Below are 21,137 nucleotides of genomic sequence, written 5' to 3'. Positions count from 1 at the left end.
CTGACAACGGACAGATTGGACCAGGACGTCGAGAACTTCGCCTTCGTCATCGACAGCACGCCATAGGTACTGGAGCTTGCCGCCGATCCGGATGAAAACCTCGTCCAGATGCCATCGTACCGAAGACTGTGGTTGGCGCCGTCGGATCCGAGCAGCAAACGCGCCGCCGAACTTGAGCGCCCATCGACGCACCGTATCGTAGGATACATCGACGCCTCGCTCAGCGAGCAGGTCCTCGACATCGCGATAGCTCAGGGCGAACCGAAAGTAGAGCCAGACCGCATGTTGGATGATGGCGGGCGGGAACCGGTGACGGGCATGAGAGAGTTCATTCATGCCGACTTCTACCGTCACCCCCTGGCGGCTGCCACTGGCTTTACGTGACCGCGCCTACAGTCCCCTTTTTCAGGGGTGGATGATGGGCCGGGAAATTCCCGGCCCATCATCGTTATCGCACGGGTTCCGGCGTCATGTCCGAAGCCATCACGCCTTGCCCGACCCACGCTGTCCGGTCGATGTCCAGATCGGCGTAGTCGTCTGGATTCAGCACAGGGCGCTCGACGCCGGCCTTGAGCTGCGCACGGAAGTCACGCAACAAACGCATGGCAATCGGAAACAGCATCATGATGGCCAGCAAGTTGACCAAAGCCAGAACTCCCATCATCGGGTCCGAAAAGAAAAAGACCGCAGTTGCGCCCGGAGCGACGGAGCCGAGAAACACGATAATCATGATCGCGAAACGAAAGACCGTCACCGACAACGGGTGCTTGCTCAGCACAGTCAGGGCGTTCTCGCCGAGGTAGTAATTGTAGATGATCGATGAAAACGCAAACAGCAGGATCATTCCGGTCAGGAAGTAGCTGGCCCATGCGCCGAGATGCGATACCATCGATTGCTGCGTCAGCGCGGCACCGTCAACATCCGCAGCCCCGGGCACGTAGACGTCGCCGAGCAGAATGACGAAGGCCGTGCATGAACAGATCAGGATGGTGTCGATAAACACGGAAAACGACTGAGTGATGCCCTGGCTGATGGGGTGGCGTACGTCTGCGGTTGCGGCCACATTGGGTGCGGACCCCAAGCCCGCCTCGTTGGAGAACAAGCCCCGACGCAACCCCTGTGCAATCGCCGCTCCCATGCCGCCACCAACAGCCTGTTCGAATCCGAAGGCGTTTTTCACGATCGACACGATGACAGCGGGGACGTCGCCAATGTTGAGGACGATCACGAGAAGCGCCATCAAGAGGTAGCCGACCGCCATGATCGGAACAATGACATCGGCCGCCTTTGCGATGCGGTTGATGCCTCCGAAGATGATGATACCAGCGACAGCGGAGAGCGCGGTACCCGTGTAGAGTCGATCGATTTCGAAGCTGTCCTTAACCGCACCGGCGACTGTATTGCCCTGAAAGGCGTTGAAGCCCAGGCCAAAGGCCGCGATCAGGCAGATGGCATAAACAACCGCCAGCCATTTGTATTCGACACCGAGGCCATGGATGATCGCCCGCGCTGGCCCTCCGCGATATTCGTTTTCTCCAACCTTGCGTTTGTACAATTGCGCAAGAGAGCATTCGACGAGGCTCGTTGCCATACCAACAAGCGCGATGGCCCACATCCAGAATACGGCCCCCGGTCCGCCTAGCGTGATGGCCACTGCGACGCCGGCAATATTACCGCCGCCGACGCGTCCGCCGACGGACACCAAAAGCGCCTCGCGGGCGGAGATCTTGTTGCGATCATTGGAATTTGCGTCCTTGCGCAGGACGCGGAACATGCGCCCGAAGAATTCGAACTGCACGAAGCCGGTTGCTAGGGTGATGAACACCCCGAACACGACAAGGATCGGGATCAATGACCACCCCCACGTCAGATCGCCGATCTTTCCAAATATTAGTTCCAGAATTTCCATGGTTTTCCTCCCTTTTCGGCACGGTCCAGACCCTGTGCGCGATGCGGCACCTTAGGAAATGAAGGAGGGAAAGCCATTTCACTAGCTTGCGTCTATGTAGAGCGGGTCGATACAAAAACAGCGTCAACTAGGGAAAGAAGGCATGGATAATGTCCCGAGATCTTCCGAAAAACCTGCGATTGCTGTGCAGCTATCACAAATCGATCGCAGAAGTCTGCCGCAAGCTCGGCGTGAACCGATCTCAGTTCAACCGGTACTTGAATGGCGAAACCGCCCCTTCGCTGCGGTCGATGCGCCGCATGTGCGACTTTTTCGGAGTGGAGGAAGCCGAACTCCTCTTGCCTCATGGACAATTTTCCGAACTTGTGCGCCTCAAGCCCAGTGAATTCGGCGTGCGGGCCGAAACCAACGTGGTGTCCGCCATAGCAAATGACGTCCGTATGGAGTCGCGCAGTGCATTGGACAGTTACGTCGGGCACTATTTTACCTACTACAATTCCATGTCCCATCCCGGCAAAACGCTTCGATCGCTGACGCGGATCTACCGCACCCCCTTCGGCGTAAATGTCAAAAGCGTGGAAAGCGTCGGCACTACGGGGCAAAGAAAGTTCACCTGCAAATATGAAGGCGCATGCTTTGTTTTGGGGGATCGCATTTTCATGACAGTGATGGAGATGCTGACCCGCAACGAGGTCATGCAGATCATCCTCTACCCCAGCTACAACAACCGCATCCGCTATCTGAGCGGCGTAGTGTCCGGCGTTGCCGCGAGAGCCCCCCGTCCACCGGCTGCATCGCAAATGGTCTTCCAGTATCTGGGTGACAACGTCGACTTGAGAAAAGCGATGCGGCTCTGCGGCCTGTACGATCCCGACCACCCCGAGGTCCCCGAGGACGTTCGGAAAATGCTATCCGCTGGCATGCGGCAAGGAACGGGAATTATGGAAGCGCCACTGATTTAGCCTACGGTCTTAATGGTCAGCTCACCGCATTGGCTGTCGCCAATGAAAGCGCGCCGCGGCATGTATTCCCGGCTTTGAGAGAGGCCAAAATGCATTTTCACGCAGGCCATTTCCGGTGTCATGTCGCGCCCGTCGATCACGTCGTTGTCGCGCAACACCTGACCTGCGGCATAGGTGCCGAGCTTAATGCCGCCTTCGGAGCATTGGCTGACCGCGATCACGGGAACCTCGCGCGCACGCGCCTTGCCGAGCGCGGCGCGCAGCCCGGAAGTGTCCGGCGCCGTTCCCGATCCGTAGCAGCGCAATATGATCCCGTCGCAGGTCTCTGCCGCGAATTCCAGGAGCTCGGTGCATGGATCTGGCGTGATCGAGAAAACACCCACCTTGTGGCTCGCAAGCGCTGCGATGCCAGGTTCCGGCGCGGCCCGAAGCGGCTCGTCTGAGCATGGTGCGGCCTCGAAAGCGTCCATGGAACTGGAATGTGACTTCCGTACCCGCGCCCCATGCAAAAGTCGGCCCGCAAATTGCACCCAAATACCCGGCGCCCCGGCTTCGGCGGCTCTGAACGCGTCGCACAGATTGCGATGACCGTCGGTCCTGTCGACCGTCAACGGGAGCATCGCACCCGTCACGATCACCGGCTTGCGAAGCCCGGGCAGGGCAAGGCAGAGCGCCCCGGCAGTATAGGCCAGCGTGTCGGTCCCATGGGTGACGACGAACGCATCATGGTCGTCGCGCGCCTCGAAGATGCAATTCGCTACCCTGATCCAGTCGGTCGGCGTGGCCAGAGCACTGTCGATCAAGGGGTCAAGGGTCTGTATGGTGACGTCAGCTGTGATGTCGCCAGTTTTCATCAGCGCCTGGATTGCCCCTTCGACAATGCCTTGGCGTGGCGCAAACCCGCTGTCGGTCCGAACCATTCCAATCGTTCCACCAGTATGGATCAGCAATATGCGCATGAAGGATCCTCAACGTCTCTTTAAGGTCGATACTACCGATCACCCGACCTTTGGCTTTGCCCTAACTGCGTAAAGCGCGACCGGCGATCCAGATGCAACTGCCGTTGCTTCTGGCGTGAGCATACCTCAAACCAGCGTCAACTAGGGACTAAACCGTCCAAGTCGAAGAAATGCTGTATTGGCAAATATTTGGCGAGGCGTAAGAGGCCGCTCAGTTTTTGCTGGGAGAACCGGATATGCGCACCGAATACGATTCACTGGGTCAATATGACGTTCCCGACGACGCCCTCTACGGGATACATTCCATCAGGGCCTACCACAATTTCCGGATCTCGGACGTGCCACTGTCCGAGTATCCGGAATTGGTCCATGCCCTGGCCATGGTCAAGAAAGCCGCCGCCGGCGCAAACCGCAAGCTGAACGTTCTCTCCCCCGAGAAAGCGACGGCGATCCGCAACGCTTGTGACGAATTGCTGGCAGGCCACCATCACGAGCATTTCATCGTGGACATGGTCCAAGGCGGCGCAGGCACCTCGACAAACATGAATGCGAATGAAGTGATTGCCAATCTTGCGCTGAAATCACTGGGCTTTGAATACGGGGACTATCAGAATATCCATCCCAATGACGATGTGAACAGATCGCAATCGACCAATGACGTGTATCCGACGGCTCTTCGCCTCGCTATTCTTCAGAAAATGGATGGGCTCACCGAAGAGCATCAGCGCTTGTGTGATGCTTTCGAAGCAAAGGCGCGTGAGTTTGACGGCATTGCGAAAGTCGGACGCACGCAGTTGCAGGATGCCGTGCCGATGACACTGGGGCAGGAATTCAGGTCTTTTGCGAACACGATCGAGGAAGACATCGAACGGCTCAAAGAAGTGTCAAAGCTTCTGCTGGAGGTGAACCTCGGCGGCACGGCCATCGGAACCGGCGTGAATACACCAGCCAATTACACCGATGTCGCCGTATCAGAATTGCAAAAGGTCTCTGGTTTTCCGCTTCGCTCCGCACGCAACCTCGTCGAAGCCTCTTCCGACCTTGGTGCCTTTGTCGCCTTTTCAGGTATCCTGAAACGTGTCGCGGTGAAACTCTCCAAGATCTGCAACGATTTGCGGCTTCTGAGCTCCGGCCCCCGCGCGGGTCTCGGCGAAATCCGTCTGCCGGCTGTTCAAGCCGGATCATCCATCATGCCGGGCAAGGTCAATCCCGTGATCCCCGAGGTCGTGAATCAGGTCGCGTTTCAGGTCATCGGCAACGATCTGACTGTCACAATGGCCGCCGAAGCCGGGCAATTGCAGCTCAACGCGATGGAACCCATTGCGATCCTTAATATCCTGCAATCCATTCGCATTTTGAAACGTGCCATGGCCTGCCTGACGGATCGTTGTATTCTGGGGATTGAGGCCGATGAGATGCGTTGCCGAGGGCTTCTTGAAAACAGCTTGGCAATGGCAACATCGCTTGTTCCGCAAATCGGTTATGAGAAATCTGCCTTGGTGGCAAAACATGCCCTGAACAACGAAATCTCAATCGCGCAAGCCCTTGAGGAACTCAAAATAGACGCTCAACCGCTTATCCCCTGACAGGCCGGTGAAAAAGTCGTTGGGTCGGAACTGTTCCCCTGCGCTGCAGGCTTCGCTGTCCGGCCTTGCGCTTTCGAATCTGGAAGGCGTGCATACGTTCTTGCCATACTAACGGGCTTGAGGTTGATGGGTTATTGATCTGGGCAAAGTCGTCGTGAAGGTCGCGGGCCGGTCACATTGGCTGTGGCGTGTGACCTGCTCCCCTGAAAGGGCCGCGCTTTCCGGCTAGCCTGTTCTCCGAACGAGGAGACAGACGATGAAGAGAAGCGGTTTCAGCGAAGCGTAGATCATTGGGATCCTGAAGGAGCATCGGGCGGGCCTGCGCGCGCCTGAGCTGTGCCGCAAGCACGGGATCAGCGATGCGACCTTCTACAACTGGCGGCGCAAATACGGCGGCATGGAGGTTGCTGACGCCAGGCGTCTGAAGGAGCTCGAGGCCGAGAACGCGAAGCTGAAGAAGATGCTGGCCGAACAGATGATGGATGTCGCCACGCTGAAAGAGATGCTCGGAAAAGACGTCTAAGGCCCGGTTCGAGGGGGAAGGCTGTGGATTGAGCCATGAAAGAGAAGAGCTACTCTCAGCGGCGGGCCTGCGCGCTGGCCGGGATCGATCCGCGCGTTTATCGGCGCCGGTCGGCTCGGCCCGCCGATGCGGAGTTGCGCAAGCGGCTGAAGGATCTGTCGTCCGAGCGACGGCGGTTCGGCTATCGGCGTCTGCACATTCTCCTGAAGCGCGAAGGCTGGGAGGTGAACTGGAAGAAGCTGTATCGCATCTATCGGGAAGAGGGCCTCACCGTGCGCAAGCGTGGCGGGTGGAAGCGCGCGATCGGGACCAAGGCGCCAATGGCGATCCCGCAGGGACCGAACCAGCGATGGTCGCTCGACTTCGTGTCGGACGCGCTGTCGGACGGCCGCCGGTTCCGCGTGCTCTGCGTGATCGACGACTTCAGCCGGGAGTGCCTCGCCGCTGTCGTCGACACCTCGCTGTCAGGCGACCGCGTCGCGCGGGAATTGGACCGGATCGCGGAGATGAGGGGCTATCCCTGCATGGTCGTCAGTGCCAACGGGACCGAACTGACCTCGAACGCCATGCTGAAATGGCAGGAGGACCGTCACGTCGACTGGCATTACATCGCGCCAGGCAAGCCCATGTAGAACGGCCTGGTCGAAAGCTTCAACGGGCGGCTGCGGGACGAGTGTTTGAACGAGCACCTGTTCCTGAACCTGCGCCATGCCCGCCATTTGATCGCTGCATGGCAAGACGACCACAACCACCACCGCCCGCACACGAGCCTCGACGGGCTCACCCCGCGGGAATATCACCAACGGTCAGAAGAGGACCAAACCCTGAACAGAGCTAACTCATAAACGCGGACTCCAACGGGAGCAGGTCAAGAGCAGTGAATCACGTCGGCGCCTCAATGGGAGACCTATTGCAGGCGTCCAGCTCAACTCTTGTCCAGCCAGCTACAATACTGATCTCCACTCATTAAGCTTTAGTGTCGGGCATATAAGGACCATTCAAGTATTCAAGAACCATTGATTGCCCTCCTCCCTTCAGTTTTCCTTTAAGCTTATCGATATCGCTAAGAAGAGATTTAGGAATAACGTTGGTTTCGAGGCTTGAAAATTCAAATTCCTTTTTGAAGCCAATAGATAACATGTACTTGTTACTATCTACGTCGGAGAACGCACTGCGGAAAATTTCTCCAAAATATGGGTCTCGATCAAATTGCAAATGCGTAAATCCGTCTGCACGACCTTTACTCGACCCATCCAATACGTACGAGATATAAATATTATTCAAATAAAAGGCAGAGTTTGTATTGCCCTCAAAATTGTACTTCCAGGTCCCATCTATTCTAAAAATTTTCGCGTTTACTTTAATATAATCGAAAACGAAACTAATACTCATAAAGACGACGCTTCTGATTTCTCTTGTTGGGTCGTCGCTCGCGAATGAAAAAGATATCCACGTTCCCTTTCTGTCAACTACCCTACTATCAACAAGAAGCTTACTTTCCTCGCTACTACTATGGTCTACGATGTAGTAGTCTTGACTCTGCTTATCTCGATCGCGCAATCGTCTCTGATACCTATTAAACGTAAAATCCTTCAAATATTCAAAGTAATTCTCAAAGAGTCAAACAAAATTTATATTGCTGGATCTAAATATCGCACTTTTATCTGAAGCTTGATCAGGTAGCCATCCAAAATATACAATTTTACTATTTGATTTGTTTGTATTAGAAGTAGTATCGGAAATATCCAGAATTGTAAAATTGATAACTTTAGTTCCTTCTCTCAAGATATATACAAGGTGATTACGTAATGATATATTTCCTGTTTTTATTTTTCTGAATCTATCAAAATAGAAGTCAGAATACGATACAATGTCTATCCATTGACCGTTGGGGTTTTTCTTCAACCAGTTCTCATGTGCTTCCCTCATCTTGTCTTCAATGTCGGAGCTATCACTTCGTGCTTGGGGCGTAGATATAAAAGTTTTCTTTACGCTTACAGCATTATTGATGTCTCGAATATAATGATCCATGGAAGTGGTAGAGATTCCAATAAAATTAATATTAAAAGCACAATTCTCTATAAATTCTATTTTTTAGATTAGATTATTTATTATATTATAGTGATCGGTTATTATTTCTGTTCTTATGGAATTGAGTGAGATATCAATTTTATTGTTTGTTGATTCTCTATGGCTATCAATACTCGAGAATTTAACATACAGATAGATAATAATCGAGGTGTTAACCCCTAAATATGAAAGTAACATCCACTTCAGTTCTGATTCATGAATGGAAAGTAATCCGATTAAGAAAAAAAATAAACCAATTACACCGACTAATATTTCAATTTTGTTCTCTTTTATCATTCTGCATATTCCCGGTAATCTTTTCCATCAGCTTATCTATCGTAACTACTCACGTGGCTGGCAGAATGCAATTCATTCCACTTAGCGCGCGGCCATCAACGAGAGCGCGGATGGTGTTGAAAACGGTGTGACCGTGAAGGCGGCCTGTGCTCGGGAGGGCACTGTCACGGTAATTCTCTGTGGCCGGCAGCACCTCCTGGAGGCAGCCTCAGGCCGCCACGATTTCACGCCACTCGGCCGACGCCCTGGCGCGGAGTGTTCTCAGTGTGCTGCGGGAAATCAGATGACGCTGGACGTCGATGTGGTTGGAGATGGCGGCGTGGGAGGAGATGGCGGCGTGGGAGGAGAGGAAGCGCTGCGCCGATCCGGGTGACTTGAATCGAATTTGCTGCCGCTCTCGGCGTCGGGTCGGCCGATGCGAAACCTCTGCTCGGTTGTTGGACCGGCCGCCAGTCAGATGCCGGTCGGCCAGGTCCAACTCTCGTAGGGTTGCGCCGTACGATCGAAGCCGATCCGTCACGATCGCACTGGGAATTTGGCCTTGGCGCTTAAACAGTTTTCGAAGCAATTTCAGCGCCGCCTTCCGGTCGCGCTTCGGTTGGACCAAGACATCAAGCACTTCGCCCTCGTCATCCACCGCGCGCCACAGATATACAGCCTTGCCGCCGATCTTGAGGAAAACCTCGTCTAGGTTCCATCGATCCGTAGGCTGTGGTCGGCGCCGTCGAATACGCTCAGCGAAAACTTGGCCGAATTTAAGCACCCATCGCCGGACGGTCTCATAGGAGACATCAATGCCCCGCTCGGCGAGTATATCCTCGACATTGCGGTAGCTGAGCGCAAACCGAAAGTAGAGCCAGACCGCATGCTGGATGATGGCAGACGAGAACCGGTGACGGGCATAAGAGAGTTCATTCATGCCGACTTCTACCGTCACCCCCTGGTGGCTGCCTCTGGCTTCAAGTGACAGTGCCGCTCGTGGGGCTCTTCGGCTCGGACCGACTCCGCCTCGCGGTCTCCGCCGACGGCAGCACCTTCTTCGATGGCTTCAGCGTCGACAACGCCACCGGCATTGTCGACCAGCCGCAATTGCCCCGGTTCAAGGCGTACACCAACTACGACAACTATGTCGGCGTCGGGACCTGGACGAAGATCGCCATCAACAACACCGACTACAACGACCAAGGGATCTTCGACGCCGCGAACAACCACTTCGTCGCCCCGGTCGACGGCAACTACCTGTTCGGCGCGACGCTGCTCTACAAGATCAACGCCAGTGCCACGGCCCGCATGCGCGGGCGGCTCGTCCTGAACGGCACCACCGAAATCCGTGGCTCCCTCGGCGAAATCTCCGCCACCCACGTCTCGCTCGCCACCGCCATCTGGCGGCAGACCATGGTGCCGCTCACCGCGGGCGATACCGTCGAGCTGCAGGGGTATTTCCGGGTCGCCGACGGCTACTTCGCCGCCGACCACACGTCCTTCTGGGGCTGCAAGGTCGGCTGAGCGGCGGAAGGAGGATCCCGATGACACCACCCCGATCCGAGGGCTTCGTGCGCATGCCCGACGCCGAGTTCTAGGCGATCCTGACGCGGCGACGGGGGAGCTGTAGCCGAGACTTCGGAGGCGGGTGTGGTGGTGTGGTTGTAGGTTGTAGGCGGCAACAAAGTCGGGGAAGAAGTCGCCGTGCTCCTCGTGAGGGTGGAAGGTGCTGCGGCGTCGGGTGTCGTCGCGGAACCGAGATGCTCCCTCGATCGCGTTGTGGCAGCGGCGGTCGAAGAGATCGACTGCTTAGCCTCCCCCAAAGCAAGCTTGGACATTGCTCCGCAACGCGTCATAGTCTACCGCAACAGAGGTCGTCTCAAAGCCGGATGTGCTCCGCACCAAGTCGAACTGAGAAACCAGGCTGCGATAGTCGGGCATTTCGCGTAGCAGCGACCTTCGCAGGATGAGTCTGGCCGTCCTGTAGCCGTCCATAAGCATAGATACCGAAAGAGGATCCCCATTTGCCTCACGCGGAATGGCCCGTCCGGCAGCGGCGATGCAGAGGCTGTGATCGGCCGCATTGATGAAACTAGCGCTGGCGCTCCGAAGGTTGAAGTATTGCGCGCCAGAGTTAAGCGCTAGTCCGGCAACTGCAAACGCTGTCAGCGTCTCACTGCTTGCACCGTCAACCGCGGCCAGAGCACCACCCGCAGTAATCCCGATCAGTCCGGCAGAAACAATGTCTTGGGTACGCGTATTTCTATCGGCCAACGCAAGGTAGGCGGTGCCGAGATCCTGACCGAACAGGATGGCCGCGCCAACGGTTGTGATACGAAGACCGCCGCTCTCGTGTCGGGCGATTACTTCGGATTCGACTTGAGTGACCCCCGGGCCACATGATGGCGCGGCGAGCGCTATTAGGAGCAGAGTCAGTCTGCAGAAGGAAGCCTGTGGTGGGGTGTCGGGGGCCTGAATGGACGCGGGGGTCATCGGTCTGTCGAAGCGCGGGTCAAGTTTGAAAGGGAGGGTCACCGTACGTGCTCGCGTAAACTGCGTCACGGGATAGACATCTCTCTGCGGCAGTCCGCTACGAGGCTGAATCCATCGCTATCGCGCACGTAGGAGTCGGCACCGGTCTTGCCGTCTGCGCTTTTCGGCGCAGCGGCGCGTATTGCCGCCATAACCCGAAGCGCGAGCCCTGCATCGTCACCTGCGTCGACCGTCACTACGTAGATCTTCTCGCGTTCGCGCCGGGCGACATAGATCGGCAAGCCTTGAGCCGCCGTTCCCTCGAGCAATCCCCTGAACTCATCTACGTCCAACTTTGCCTGCCGACAGCCGTAGGGATTGAGCTGGTGTGAGGCGATCAGCGCCTGCCATTTTCCCAAGCGTCGGACGGTATGCTGCCCGGCGTCCGGCTGCCCGCTAAGGTAGTAAACGTCTCCTTTCTGATCGAACAGAAACGCCGGCACTATCGCACGACGCTGCACTTGCTCCATCACCTGTGCCGCAGTTGCTTTCGGCGCACTGAATGCGATAGCACGATATGCTTGCGCCTGTTCCGCGATCGCCTTGGGCGTTCCGGCGCAATCCGAATAGGCGCCGCTTTCGTAAGTCGCCTCAACCAGGATCGCGGTTCCAAGTTTCTGCCGAAGCTCGTCGAGCGCCGCGAGTGCCGGGCCGATGTTCGGCCATAGCGTTTGGTCGGGATAATCGTTTAGAGCCGCACATGGTTGTTCGCCACGTACAGCCTGCCCGAGTTGAAAGATTTCACGGCTGGAGAAATTTTGGATCGCAGAAAAATTCTTATGGTAAAACGCATCGAACGCTGCCCGTCGGATCTCGTCGCCACGGTCGCTCCGTAGAATCGGCTCAGGAACTGCGCTCAGGTCACTTTGGAACAAATGCCCCAACAGCGTGACAGGAAGGTTCTGAGCCTGAACATTGCCTTCGAACGTAACCGGCGGCAGGGCGTTGCTGCTCGCATAGCGCTTCAGGGCAAGGTCAGTGCTGGGTGCCATCAGGCCGTCCACCAAGCCAAGGTAAAAGCCCTCCTCTGTTAGCTTCCGCTGGACCGCGCTTATCAGATCGGCCTCGAGCCTTTCCTGTTCACTGGAGTCGCGAACCTCTAGGGCATTCACTGGCTTTTCGAGGTCGGCGCGATCTAGAAACGAAAGGCCGGATTGGGTGAGAATCGCGATGGTTTGTCCGTCCGCCGACACGTCAAAATCGACGATCGCCTCGGTGCTGCGCAGGTCGGCGATTCGGGCGATCGTACGTTCGCTGCGCGCCACCGCGTGCACGAGATTTGGGTCGAGGCCACCAATCAAGACTAGCGACTGATCGTTGTTCGCCGCCACGCGCGCTGCGACCGGACCACCAGCGGCGGCAAGCGGGACGTCGGGTTCGAAGCCGATAGTAAGGGGCGCTGACGTTTCGGAGAGATCAACGAGGTAAACTGAACCCGTGGGTCGCAACTCTTGGAAGTCGGGATCGATCTGAAGAATAGTAACCCCGCCGGACTCGGGAGCGCTAATATAAACCGTTGCTTGGGCGCCAAGGCCCCCGCCAACTAGTACTAACCCCAAGGGGCCTTGCAAGTCGTTAATTGGTTCAAGCTGTAAGGACTTACCGTAGCGGATGTCAATCAAGTTCACTAGATTAGTAAACCTATTTGTGGAAACCGCTAGAAAGGAAGAAGGATCTACAACCAGTTCAGTGAAAGATGGCCCATAGATCTCGATTTTCGAGATCGGAGGACTGCGGTTGGGGAGACTGCAGATGTGCAGAAGGGCACAGGGCTGTATCGACCACAGCTGCGGTCTGTCCCCATCAGCGATCCAGAGCGTGCCGTCGCTTGCAAGGTCCGCGGCCTTTGCGTCACCTGAGGGTAAATCAACGACATCTATCAGGTCGAGCCGATCTTCGACGAAACCGAATACAATCGTCCTGCCTTCAAGCCTGTCAGACGCGACGCCGACCCATGTACCACCAATCTGCGTCAGATTGACGATCGGATAGGTTGAACTCAGCTCCCCCAAGCGCATGGGTTTGAGCACATCTTCGCCGCGCGATACTGCCCCTAGCCGCCCACCGGCAGCATCGTAGACTATGGCTAGCGCGCCGTCGTCGGCTACCTTAACCTGAGACCAAGTTTCTGGCACCGTGTCCGCCAGCGCCGCGCCCGCAGCGGACAATATTACGAAAATCACTGATCCAAAATATCTTTCGAAAGTTCGTTGTGTGCGGTACATTCCTGCCCCTAACATTCTGCCGCTAGTTCTCAACTTTCAAGTCAATCGAGATCGGGAGCTCGAAAGATGTCCGGCGCTCGGGTCCGCTGTTCCGCCAACCTGACGGATAATGAAATGCTGGCTTTAACTTGATACGAATGCGGTCGAGTCGAGTAAACCCAAGAGCCTGCGCCTTCTTGAACAATTTATCGGCGTAATAGTCAAAATAGTTAGATCCTTCCTTCAAGTTAACGGGCTCCCGCGCATCCTCCGCCGATAGCGCCACAGATATGTCACGTTCGCCACGCGAATCGATACCCCAGAGAGTGGTCGAAACCTCTACAGTATCAAAGGCGAGTTCGTCCGTGTATTGATCGAAGAAGAAGCGAATGTGTAGGCGTTGTCCGCCCTCGTTGTCACTGCTACCTCCGATTATCTGGTAGGTCCAATTGATACCAGTCTGAACCTGTTCGGAGGTACGGATCAGATCATCCATCTGTCGCATGATCAGCGCAATATACACCTGCGACATCAAGGTGTCGGCATATTCGACCGGCAGATATCGAGTTTCGTCACCATCTTGGCTTTCGACGATCCCAAGAAGCGCGCCGCCGATGGAATCGAAGATTCCGCCCCCAATCTCTTCACGCTCTATTTTGTGCTCGACGGTCCAGCGGATGTCCAATCCGGGTCGCGGGTTGACGCTCGCAGGAACTTCAGCGCGATAGCGATTTTGATTGTTTTGGCGGAAGCCGATAAGGCAGACCGCATCTTGGGAGCTGTCGTTGAAACCCGCCAGAGTCGCAGGAACGAGTTCCAGCCGCGTCACCTCATCGTCTGGAATCTTAACCAGTACCAAATTGCGCCGCCAGTCGTGCCCAATGATGATCCCGGCGGCGGCAGCGGGCCTATCGACGATGTCGGACCAGGTCTGAACCTTCAGCTTCTCCAGCGGCGCTTCGAGCAGGTCCGTCGCGTTGATTTCCGTGGCTGTCGCACTGAGGTTGAGGATGCTCAGCACCAGACCACTTTCTGAGACCAAGACCCCTGTTCGCGGGTCGTGGAGAATTGCTCCAGCCTCGTCGGAGGCAAGCATCACCACTTGCCGCGACAGAGGCGGATCCTCTTCACCGCAATTCTGCGCAGTTGCCGGAACGGTCTGCGCCCAGACCGCTATGGTGGCGAACGCGGCCCCCGCCCAGTTTGGGATTCGGTGAGACCCGCTTCTAAAACCGGAGGCAATCTGCGTAGGCACCATGCGGGCCGCTCCCGTCGTTGACGCCCATTAGGACGTATTCTCCGTCCGTTTCCGTTACCGCGACGAGGTCGTCCGGATCGTCGAAATACCCCCAGACCCGAACAAGGAAGCAAACACCTTCCGATACCTTCATGCCTAGATGCAAGGGCGGGTCGGTTGCTTCCCAAGGCCGCCCGTGAACCGTACCTTGGGGGCCCGAGGTCCGCGCCTTGTCGGCACAGCCCTCAGGATCCTCTGACAGGCCCCAGCTTACGAATTCGTTTGCCAGCACCTGCACAGCAAGAACCGCCGAATAGTTCAGCAGTCCGTTCCCTGGGTCGGTCTTGGCACCTGAGACGATGCCGATGAGGTGGCCGTTCGCTGCCAGCGTCACCATTCCGCCGCTCATGCCCGATGTGGTCGTGCTATCGGTCTCGATGTATCCCGCCCCATCCGGCTGCACCGTCGACAGGACGCCGACCCGCGACGACGGCACTCCTGTGCCAGTCAACAACGGAAACCCCGTAGCGATAATCTGTGAGCGCTGGAGCCGCGGTTCCAGCCGGCAGAACCGCTGGAACGGGACTCCGTTCACGGGCAGTTTCAATAAAACTGCGTCGTACTGCGCGCTAGTCGCTTGCAAGAACAAACCAGACTTGGCGCGATTTGCGTTGCCTATTGCACCGCTGCAAGTGGTGCCCGACGGCATCTGCGGTTCAGCGCCGAACACTACGTGTTTGGCGGTAAGCACCACGCCGTCGGCTGAAACCACTACGCCGCTGCCCTTGCGCGGTGGCTTTCCTGGTGAAGTGCATTCGATGTAGACGATGGTTTCGTCGATCGATGCCGCTTGTGCGGGCCTCACACCGGAGCATGCGATCGAGACCATTGCGAGAGCAACCAGACCGGACCGCGCGCTCATGGCTCGATCCACCCGGCGATCGTGGCCATACGGTCGGGCGTTATGCGCGTGCACGCGTTGTTCTCGCTCCACGGTGGCGATCCATGCAACCCGTTGGTGTGGACGCAGAAGATCTGTGGATCACTGCCACGCGTTACTGGCGCGCCGCTGGTCCCACCAAAAGAGTCGTTCTGGTAGAAGGCCTTGAGCTGCTGGAGAACGCGCACTTGGTCAAGGCTCACCCATTGCCGCCCGGTCGGACTCCGGTCGCCGGCATAGCCTTGCAACTTCGTCTGAGCGCCCAGTTCCTCATCCCCCATTGCCCGCACGCCGAACCACCCGGTGCGACTGCCAACATCGCAGTCGAGCTTCAGCGCAGCCATGTCGTAGAGTCTTGCGTCGGCGTTGGTCGCAGCTTCTATCCAGCCCCGCAGTGCCAACAGACGTACGGCGTGGCACTCGCCGAAGGGTTTTGTATCGGTGTTTCGGCCGGGATATACGATAAAATCTTGGTACCAATGCCCGATTGCTGTGCCGCTATGGACGCAATGCCCGGCTGTCAGCACAGTATCGGGCGAGATCATCGCTCCCGTGCACAGGTTCTGCGCAATCCCAGCAACCTTCTTAAAAACAATCTGCACTATGGCGCTCTCCGGGAATTGGGTTGTATTCAAGACAGGTTCGCGGTTGTCATCCCCGATCACCGTAAACGGGATGAAGTTGTCGCCCTCATACCTACCTTCGGCCAATTCATACTCAGAATATGTCTCCGCAGCGCCGGCGAAGGAAGTTAGCTCGTCGATGTCCAATCCGGCGCTGGCCAGCTCGGCCTCGATGGGTTCAATGGATTTAGTCTTTCCTTCGAGGACCGGTGCGGCCTCCTCCGAGTTGCCATCGAGCGCGAACGATGCTGTGCCGTCGGGGTCGACCATCGGAGCGGCCGTATATTCGGCAGCCTCCAGATCGCGCCATTCCGATGGGTCGGTGATGGCATAAAGGGTATCCTCGTCCAGCACACCGGTCTCTGAAAGACCTCGCGAGGTCTGATATGCTCTTAGTGCCTCCGAATAGGCTTCCCCGCCGCCGGCGCTTTCCACCGCGCCCGCGTCGTCGAGGAACCCCTCTTCACTAAGGATTTCGGCGATCGCGCGTTGGATGTCGGTGGGGTCGACGATCTCGGAGCTCTCCACCCATGCGAGTTCCTCGCCAAACGGCGCGCGCGACGCGAATACCTTCACCCAAAGTAAGTTGAACCAAGTTCGTGCGACCGCAGCGCCATGCGCCGCCGGACCATTTACCAGCACCCGCACCCGCAACCGGTCGTTCAAATCTGCGGCCTCGTTGATCTCGCGCGCCAACCAGTAGGCGGTAGCCGCCTTTAGCCCGGCGATTGGGTCGCGGGCTATGTCCGGATTGTCGACAATCGGCAGCCCGATTTCGGCGCCGCGGCGGACAAAATTGTCGCGTCCGGTAAGTTGAATGTATCCCGAACCGCGATAACGCCAGCCGTCGTCCGTGTCGCGACCGCGGTTGCCAAGACGGTTGCCGTAGATCCAGTTGGCGATCTGCCGCGGCTGGTGCTCGATCTCGCGGGCCTTGGCCGGCGTGATGACTTTGCGACTGAAGACCCGCAGAAGCCGGTCGGCGGAGTAGTTCAGGTTCTCGTCCAAGCGCGACAGGCCGCCGGTCTCGGTGAACACCTGCGCCAAGAAATGCGCTACGCGCAGGCGCGACGAAATGTCAGATTCCGACAAAAGCGTCTGGTTGTCGACCAAGGTTCGGACGAGATCGCGGTCGGCGCGCGGCGAGACGACCAAGATGTCCTTTTCTGAAAAAAAGGGCTGGCTCTGACCACTTCCCGCCTGGACGAGGACAAGAGCGAATGCGACAAAAAGGCGACGTGCATACGACAAGATCGAGCCCCCCCTGCCAATCTGGATCAATGACCGCCTCACCGTCAAGCGCGCACCGATAGCTTGTAGTATATCACAAGTTGCAGCTCGCTGTTAGCTAAGACTCTCGGTGGCGCTGTCACGTAAACCATGTAGCGTTCGCGGGAAGCCGGCGGTAGAAATCGGCCTGCGCCCACTTTCCTACGCCCGTCACCGGTTCGCGCCTGCCATCATCCAGCATGCAGTTTGGCTCTACTTTCGGTTTGCGCTCAGCTACCGCAATGTCGAGGATATACTCGCCGGGCGTGGCATTGATGTCTCCTATGAGACCGTCCGGCGATGGGTGCTGAAATTCGGCCAAGTTTTCGCTGAGCGTATTCGACGGCGCGGACCACGGCCTTCGGATCGATGGCACCTAGACGAGGTTTTCCTCAAGATCGGCGGCAAGGCTGTATATCTGTGGCGCGCGGTGGATGACGAGGGCGAAGTGCTTGATGTCTTGGTCCAACCGAAGCGCGACCGGAAGGCGGCGCTGAAATTGCTTCGAAAACTGTTTAAGCGCCAAGGCCAAATTCCCAGTGCGATCGTGACGGATCGGCTTCGATCGTACGGCGCAACCCTACGAGAGTTGGACCTGGCCGACCGGCATCTGACTGGCGGCCGGTCCAACAACCGAGCAGAGGTTTCGCATCAGCCGACCCGACGCCGAGAGCGGCCGCAAATTCGATTTAGGTCGCCCGGATCGGCCCAGCGCTTCCTCTCCTCCCACGCCGCCATCTCCAACCACATCGACGTCCAGCGTCATCTGATTTCCCGCAGCACACTGAGAACACTCCGCGCCAGGGCGTCGGCCGAGTGGCGTGAAATCGTGGCGGCCTGAGGCTGCCTCCAGGAGGTGCTGCCGGCCACAGAGAATTACCGTGACAGTGCCGCCGTCCCCACGCTCAGGCGGGCTGGTTCGAATACACCAGGGCCTCGCTTTCGGCAGCGTCCTCGGCGAAGCAATAGCCGTCGCCATGAACCGTCACGATCCAGCGCGGATTCTTGGGGTCCGGCTCGATCCGCTTTCGCAATCGGGCGACGAGGACGTCGATCGCCCGATCCTCGTAGGACCAGTCGCGCCCGAAAACCCCCGGCGTCAGGCGCTTGCGCTCCAGCACCTGGCCGGCGTGGGTCAGGAAGATCGCCAGGAGTCTGGTCTCCGATGGGCTGAGGCGCTGTGTCCCGCTGGCGGTCTGCAACTGCCGTGTCGCCGGCCGCAAGCAGAAGGGGCCGTGCTGGATCGGGCTGCCCATCGCCGCCTGCAGCACCCGCCGGTCGGTGACCAGAAGGTTGCGGATCCGCACACGGATCTCGTTGGCGTTGAATGGTTTCGAGATGTAGTCCACCGCGCCGAGGCCCAGACCCAGCATGCGGTCGTGCTCGTCGCCCATCACCGACAGCACGATGATAGGGCAGTCGCAGCTTTCCTGGATGCGCCGGATCAGCACGAGGCCGTCGCCGTCCGGCAACCGCCGGTCCAGCAGCACCAGATCCCACCAGGCATTGCGCAGCGCCGCCTTGGCCTCGTCCGAGGACCGGGCCTCGCCGACCTGGTGGCCGGCCTCGGTTAGCAGGCCCCGCAGCATCGCACGGGTCACGGCGTCATCGTCGACGATCAGGATGCGGTTGCGCTCGCGGGTCATGGCAGCGCCTGCGTCTCGGCGAGCCGCAGCGCCCGCGCGGGTGCTGCGGCCAGTATCGGCATCAGCCGGTGCTGCCACAGCGTGAATTCGGGCGGCTGCAGGCCGCAGCGGCAGCTGGCTTCGAACCCCTTCAGCGCCTCGGCGATATCGGCAAAGCCCAGAGCGGCGCAGCTGCCGGCCAGTCGGTGCGCGATCTGGGCGGCTTCGGCTGGATTGCGCGCGTCGAGCGCGGCAACGAAGGCGGAATGGTCGCTATCCCACTGATTTTCAAAGGCGTCGACCATGGCCCTGACGATGCCGGGAGATACCCCCTCGAGCCAGGGACCCGGCGGCGCGCCTGCCTTGGCATTCTCTTCGCGCAACGCCTTGCGCAGTGCATCGGCATTGGCCGGCTTGGCGATGATAGCGTCAAACTGTGCAACGCCGCCGCCTTGCGCGGCGATCAGCTCGGCATTGGCGGTGAGCGCGACGGCGCGCGTGCCGCTGTGGATCTTGCCGCGGCGACGCAATTCGGCCAGCAGGTCCACCCCGTCGCCATCGGAGAGGTGGTAGTCGAGGACGAAGAGGTCGAAGTCCTGCCGGTCAGCCAGCGCCAGCGCCGCCCGCATGGTGCCGGCCTGGCTTGCCTCGATGCCCAGCCGGCGCAGATGTTCGAGCGTGACGAAGAGGCTGACCGTGTCGTCGTCGACGGCGAGGCAGCGCAGCGCGCCCGGTGTTTCGGCCTGCGCGAGGCTGGAGGCAGGAAGGCGAGCGGTTGGGCTGGGCGCCTTTGCCACGGCCAACGGCAGCTCGACCCAGAAGGTGGCTCCGCCCCTGTGGCCGGCCATGCCGATGCTGCCGCCCATCGCCGTGACCAACCGGCGCGAGATGGCAAGGCCGAGGCCAGATCCCGACGTGGCGCCGCGGCCAGGCGTGACGGCGCCGAAGGGTTCGAACAGTGTTTTGGCGACTTCCGGGGCGACGCCCGGACCATCGTCGGCCACCTCGAAGCGCAGCAGGGCGGGGGGGCCGGCCCGCCTGCCGACTGTCAGCGTCACGGCGCCGCGGCTGTAGCGCACCGCGTTGGAGACCAGATTGGTGAGGACCTGCTGGGTCATCTCCCAATCAATCTCGACCCCCTTTGGCAGCCGTGCCGAGCGTTTCAGGTGAAAGTCGCCCCCGGCATTCTGTGCCAGGGTGGCGGCAAAGCCCCGGTAGTCGCTGAGCGCCGCATGCAGATTGATCGGCCGGGTCGTCGGCGTGGGCGGGCGGGCTTCGAGGCGCGAATAGTCCAGAACCTTGTTCAGGGTCTGTAGGAGGTGCCGGCCGGCGACTTCGATGGCATCGAGATAGCCGTCAAATTCGTCCGGCCCGGCGTCGTGCAGCAATTCGGTGGCGCCGAGGACCCCGTGCAGGGGGGTCCGGATCTCGTGGCTCATGGTGGCCAGAAACTGCGACATCGCCCGCTGCGCCCGCTGCGCCTCGTCGGTGGCGCGCCGGTGTTCGGTCACGTCGTGCAGGATCGCGACATAGCCCAGGCGCATGTTCTCGACCGAATCGTGCAGCTGCCGGACACGCAGATCGAAACAAAGGCGGCCAAGGCGGGTGTCGAGCCAGAGTGCGTCCACCCCCTCGGGTCGGTCGGGGTTCCAGAGGTCGAGACCGCTCAGCGCCTCTTCCAGCGGGAGGCGGCGCGTCCGCATGGCGCTGAGATAGACGATCTCGCCGGCTGCCGCCTCGCCCACGAAAAGCTCGGCCGCCGCCTGGTTGCCGGTGATCAGCCGACGCTCCCGGTCCAGGAGGAAAGCCGGATCGCGCAGGCTTTCGAACACCGAGAAATAGCGGTCCTTTTCCAGCGTCACGGCGCGGTTGCGGGCCTGCAGGTCGCGCAGGCGCACGTCGGCGCTGACGTCCGCCCAGGCGGCAGCGATGCTGAGCTCGGCCAGATCGAAGAAGCCGCGCACCTGGTCTCGGGCCAGCGCCTTGTCGGCATCGCCGCCGGCCGGGCCAAGCACTTCGAGATAGAGCTCGCGAAAGTGCTTCAAGAAACCCAGGTAGAGCTGCAGTGTCGCGCCGTAGCCGCGGTGCCGCTCGGCCACCTCGCGCATCCGGACGAAGCGGGGATCGGCCGCGTAGTTGACCTGCGCCTTCGGTTCCGCCGAAGCAGTCTCGGCGCGAGGCAGGTATTCGGCCAGCCCCTCGTTGACCGAGGCGACGGCCTCGACCCAGGCCGCGCGGATCGTCGTGGTGTAGCGCGCGTAGCCGGTGGCCTTGGCGCAGGCGATCGCAGCATCAACGAGGGCGCTGCTGCGCCGCTCGAAAAATTGCGAGACGTCCTCCCGTCCGTGCATCATTTTTTTCCCGGCCGGCAACGACAGCCAAGCTCCAAGGCTCCTTTTGTCCTGACGATAGGCGTTGA

At 58.8% G+C, this 21,137-nt stretch carries 14 protein-coding genes and 2 pseudogenes; 5 read left to right on the top strand and 11 right to left on the bottom strand.

Features of this window, described 5'->3' with window-relative positions; genetic code table 11:
• Positions 1–6: 6 nt before the first annotated feature.
• Both ACF66B_RS07595 and ACF66B_RS07590 read right to left on the bottom strand, forming a co-directional pair.
• A pseudogene (locus ACF66B_RS07595) lies at positions 7–336 on the bottom strand (IS6 family transposase); the annotation flags it as partial.
• Positions 337–448: 112 nt separating this feature from the next.
• Entirely contained in the window at positions 449–1,909 is a 1,461-nt protein-coding gene (locus tag ACF66B_RS07590; protein WP_111432124.1) for an alanine/glycine:cation symporter family protein, read from the bottom strand.
• Positions 1,910–2,058: 149 nt separating this feature from the next.
• On the opposite strand from ACF66B_RS07590, the gene ACF66B_RS07585 reads away from it, so the two are divergent.
• Positions 2,059–2,871, top strand: a complete 813-nt coding sequence (locus ACF66B_RS07585; RefSeq protein ID WP_111432125.1) for a helix-turn-helix transcriptional regulator — start codon at positions 2,059–2,061, stop codon at positions 2,869–2,871.
• Here the strand turns inward: ACF66B_RS07585 and ACF66B_RS07580 are convergent.
• Positions 2,868–3,830 (bottom strand): asparaginase, encoded by a 963-nt coding sequence (locus ACF66B_RS07580; RefSeq protein WP_111432126.1) that lies wholly within the window; start codon positions 3,828–3,830, stop codon positions 2,868–2,870. The genes ACF66B_RS07585 and ACF66B_RS07580 overlap by 4 nt on opposite strands.
• Positions 3,831–4,066: 236 nt before the next feature.
• Here ACF66B_RS07580 and ACF66B_RS07575 point away from each other — a divergent pair, with 236 nt between their 5' ends.
• Complete coding sequence (locus ACF66B_RS07575) at positions 4,067–5,416, top strand: aspartate ammonia-lyase (RefSeq protein ID WP_111432127.1); 1,350 nt, start codon at positions 4,067–4,069, stop codon at positions 5,414–5,416.
• A gap of 286 nt (positions 5,417–5,702) precedes the next feature.
• Positions 5,703–6,784 (top strand): annotated as a pseudogene (locus tag ACF66B_RS07570) (IS3 family transposase).
• A 775-nt stretch (positions 6,785–7,559) separates the two neighbouring features.
• On the opposite strand, the gene ACF66B_RS07565 reads toward ACF66B_RS07570, so the two are convergent.
• Complete coding sequence (locus tag ACF66B_RS07565) at positions 7,560–7,970, bottom strand: hypothetical protein (protein WP_392664540.1); 411 nt, start codon at positions 7,968–7,970, stop codon at positions 7,560–7,562.
• 544 nt (positions 7,971–8,514) lie between these two features.
• Positions 8,515–9,225 carry an IS6 family transposase gene (locus ACF66B_RS07560; protein ID WP_392664537.1) on the bottom strand — a complete coding sequence of 237 codons (711 nt, stop codon included), beginning with the start codon at positions 9,223–9,225 and terminating at the stop codon, positions 8,515–8,517.
• 44 nt (positions 9,226–9,269) lie between these two features.
• On the opposite strand from ACF66B_RS07560, the gene ACF66B_RS07555 reads away from it, so the two are divergent.
• Complete coding sequence (locus ACF66B_RS07555; protein WP_392664534.1) at positions 9,270–9,812, top strand: hypothetical protein; 543 nt, start codon at positions 9,270–9,272, stop codon at positions 9,810–9,812.
• Positions 9,813–10,846: 1,034 nt separating this feature from the next.
• Here ACF66B_RS07555 and ACF66B_RS07550 read toward each other — a convergent pair.
• The 4 genes from ACF66B_RS07550 to ACF66B_RS07535 are packed head-to-tail and all read right to left on the bottom strand — an operon-like array spanning position 10,847 to position 17,075.
• Complete coding sequence (locus tag ACF66B_RS07550) at positions 10,847–13,045, bottom strand: hypothetical protein (protein ID WP_162683477.1); 2,199 nt, start codon at positions 13,043–13,045, stop codon at positions 10,847–10,849.
• A 22-nt stretch (positions 13,046–13,067) separates the two neighbouring features.
• Positions 13,068–14,282, bottom strand: a complete 1,215-nt coding sequence (locus ACF66B_RS07545) for a hypothetical protein (protein ID WP_162683478.1) — start codon at positions 14,280–14,282, stop codon at positions 13,068–13,070.
• On the bottom strand, positions 14,251–15,183 hold the full coding sequence (locus ACF66B_RS07540; protein ID WP_111432116.1) for a serine protease: 933 nt from the start codon (positions 15,181–15,183) through the stop codon (positions 14,251–14,253). Before ACF66B_RS07540 ends, ACF66B_RS07545 begins: the two co-directional genes overlap by 32 nt.
• Positions 15,180–17,075: a trypsin-like serine protease gene (locus ACF66B_RS07535; RefSeq protein ID WP_162683479.1), complete on the bottom strand. Its 1,896-nt coding sequence runs from the start codon at positions 17,073–17,075 to the stop codon at positions 15,180–15,182. The genes ACF66B_RS07540 and ACF66B_RS07535 overlap by 4 nt, the downstream gene beginning before the upstream one ends.
• A gap of 166 nt (positions 17,076–17,241) precedes the next feature.
• Between ACF66B_RS07535 and ACF66B_RS07530 the strand changes: the two genes are divergently transcribed.
• A complete protein-coding gene (locus ACF66B_RS07530; RefSeq protein ID WP_392664828.1) occupies positions 17,242–17,934 on the top strand; it encodes an IS6 family transposase in 693 nt (230 codons plus the stop codon).
• A gap of 64 nt (positions 17,935–17,998) precedes the next feature.
• Here the strand turns inward: ACF66B_RS07530 and ACF66B_RS07525 are convergent, their stop codons facing one another.
• Together ACF66B_RS07525 and ACF66B_RS07520 are read right to left on the bottom strand one after the other, a co-directional pair.
• Complete coding sequence (locus ACF66B_RS07525; RefSeq protein WP_111430737.1) at positions 17,999–18,739, bottom strand: response regulator transcription factor; 741 nt, start codon at positions 18,737–18,739, stop codon at positions 17,999–18,001.
• The gene (locus tag ACF66B_RS07520) at positions 18,736–21,072 is read right to left on the bottom strand and encodes an ATP-binding protein (protein ID WP_392664528.1); all 2,337 of its coding nucleotides are present in this window, start codon (positions 21,070–21,072) and stop codon (positions 18,736–18,738) included. Before ACF66B_RS07520 ends, ACF66B_RS07525 begins: the two co-directional genes overlap by 4 nt.
• Between the last annotated feature and the right edge of the window lie 65 nt (positions 21,073–21,137).

Source organism: Amaricoccus sp. B4 (assembly GCF_043226085.1).
Lineage (GTDB): Bacteria > Pseudomonadota > Alphaproteobacteria > Rhodobacterales > Rhodobacteraceae > Amaricoccus.
Note: the sequence above shows the minus strand (reverse complement) of the source record. Positions and strands in the feature narration are given on the sequence as shown.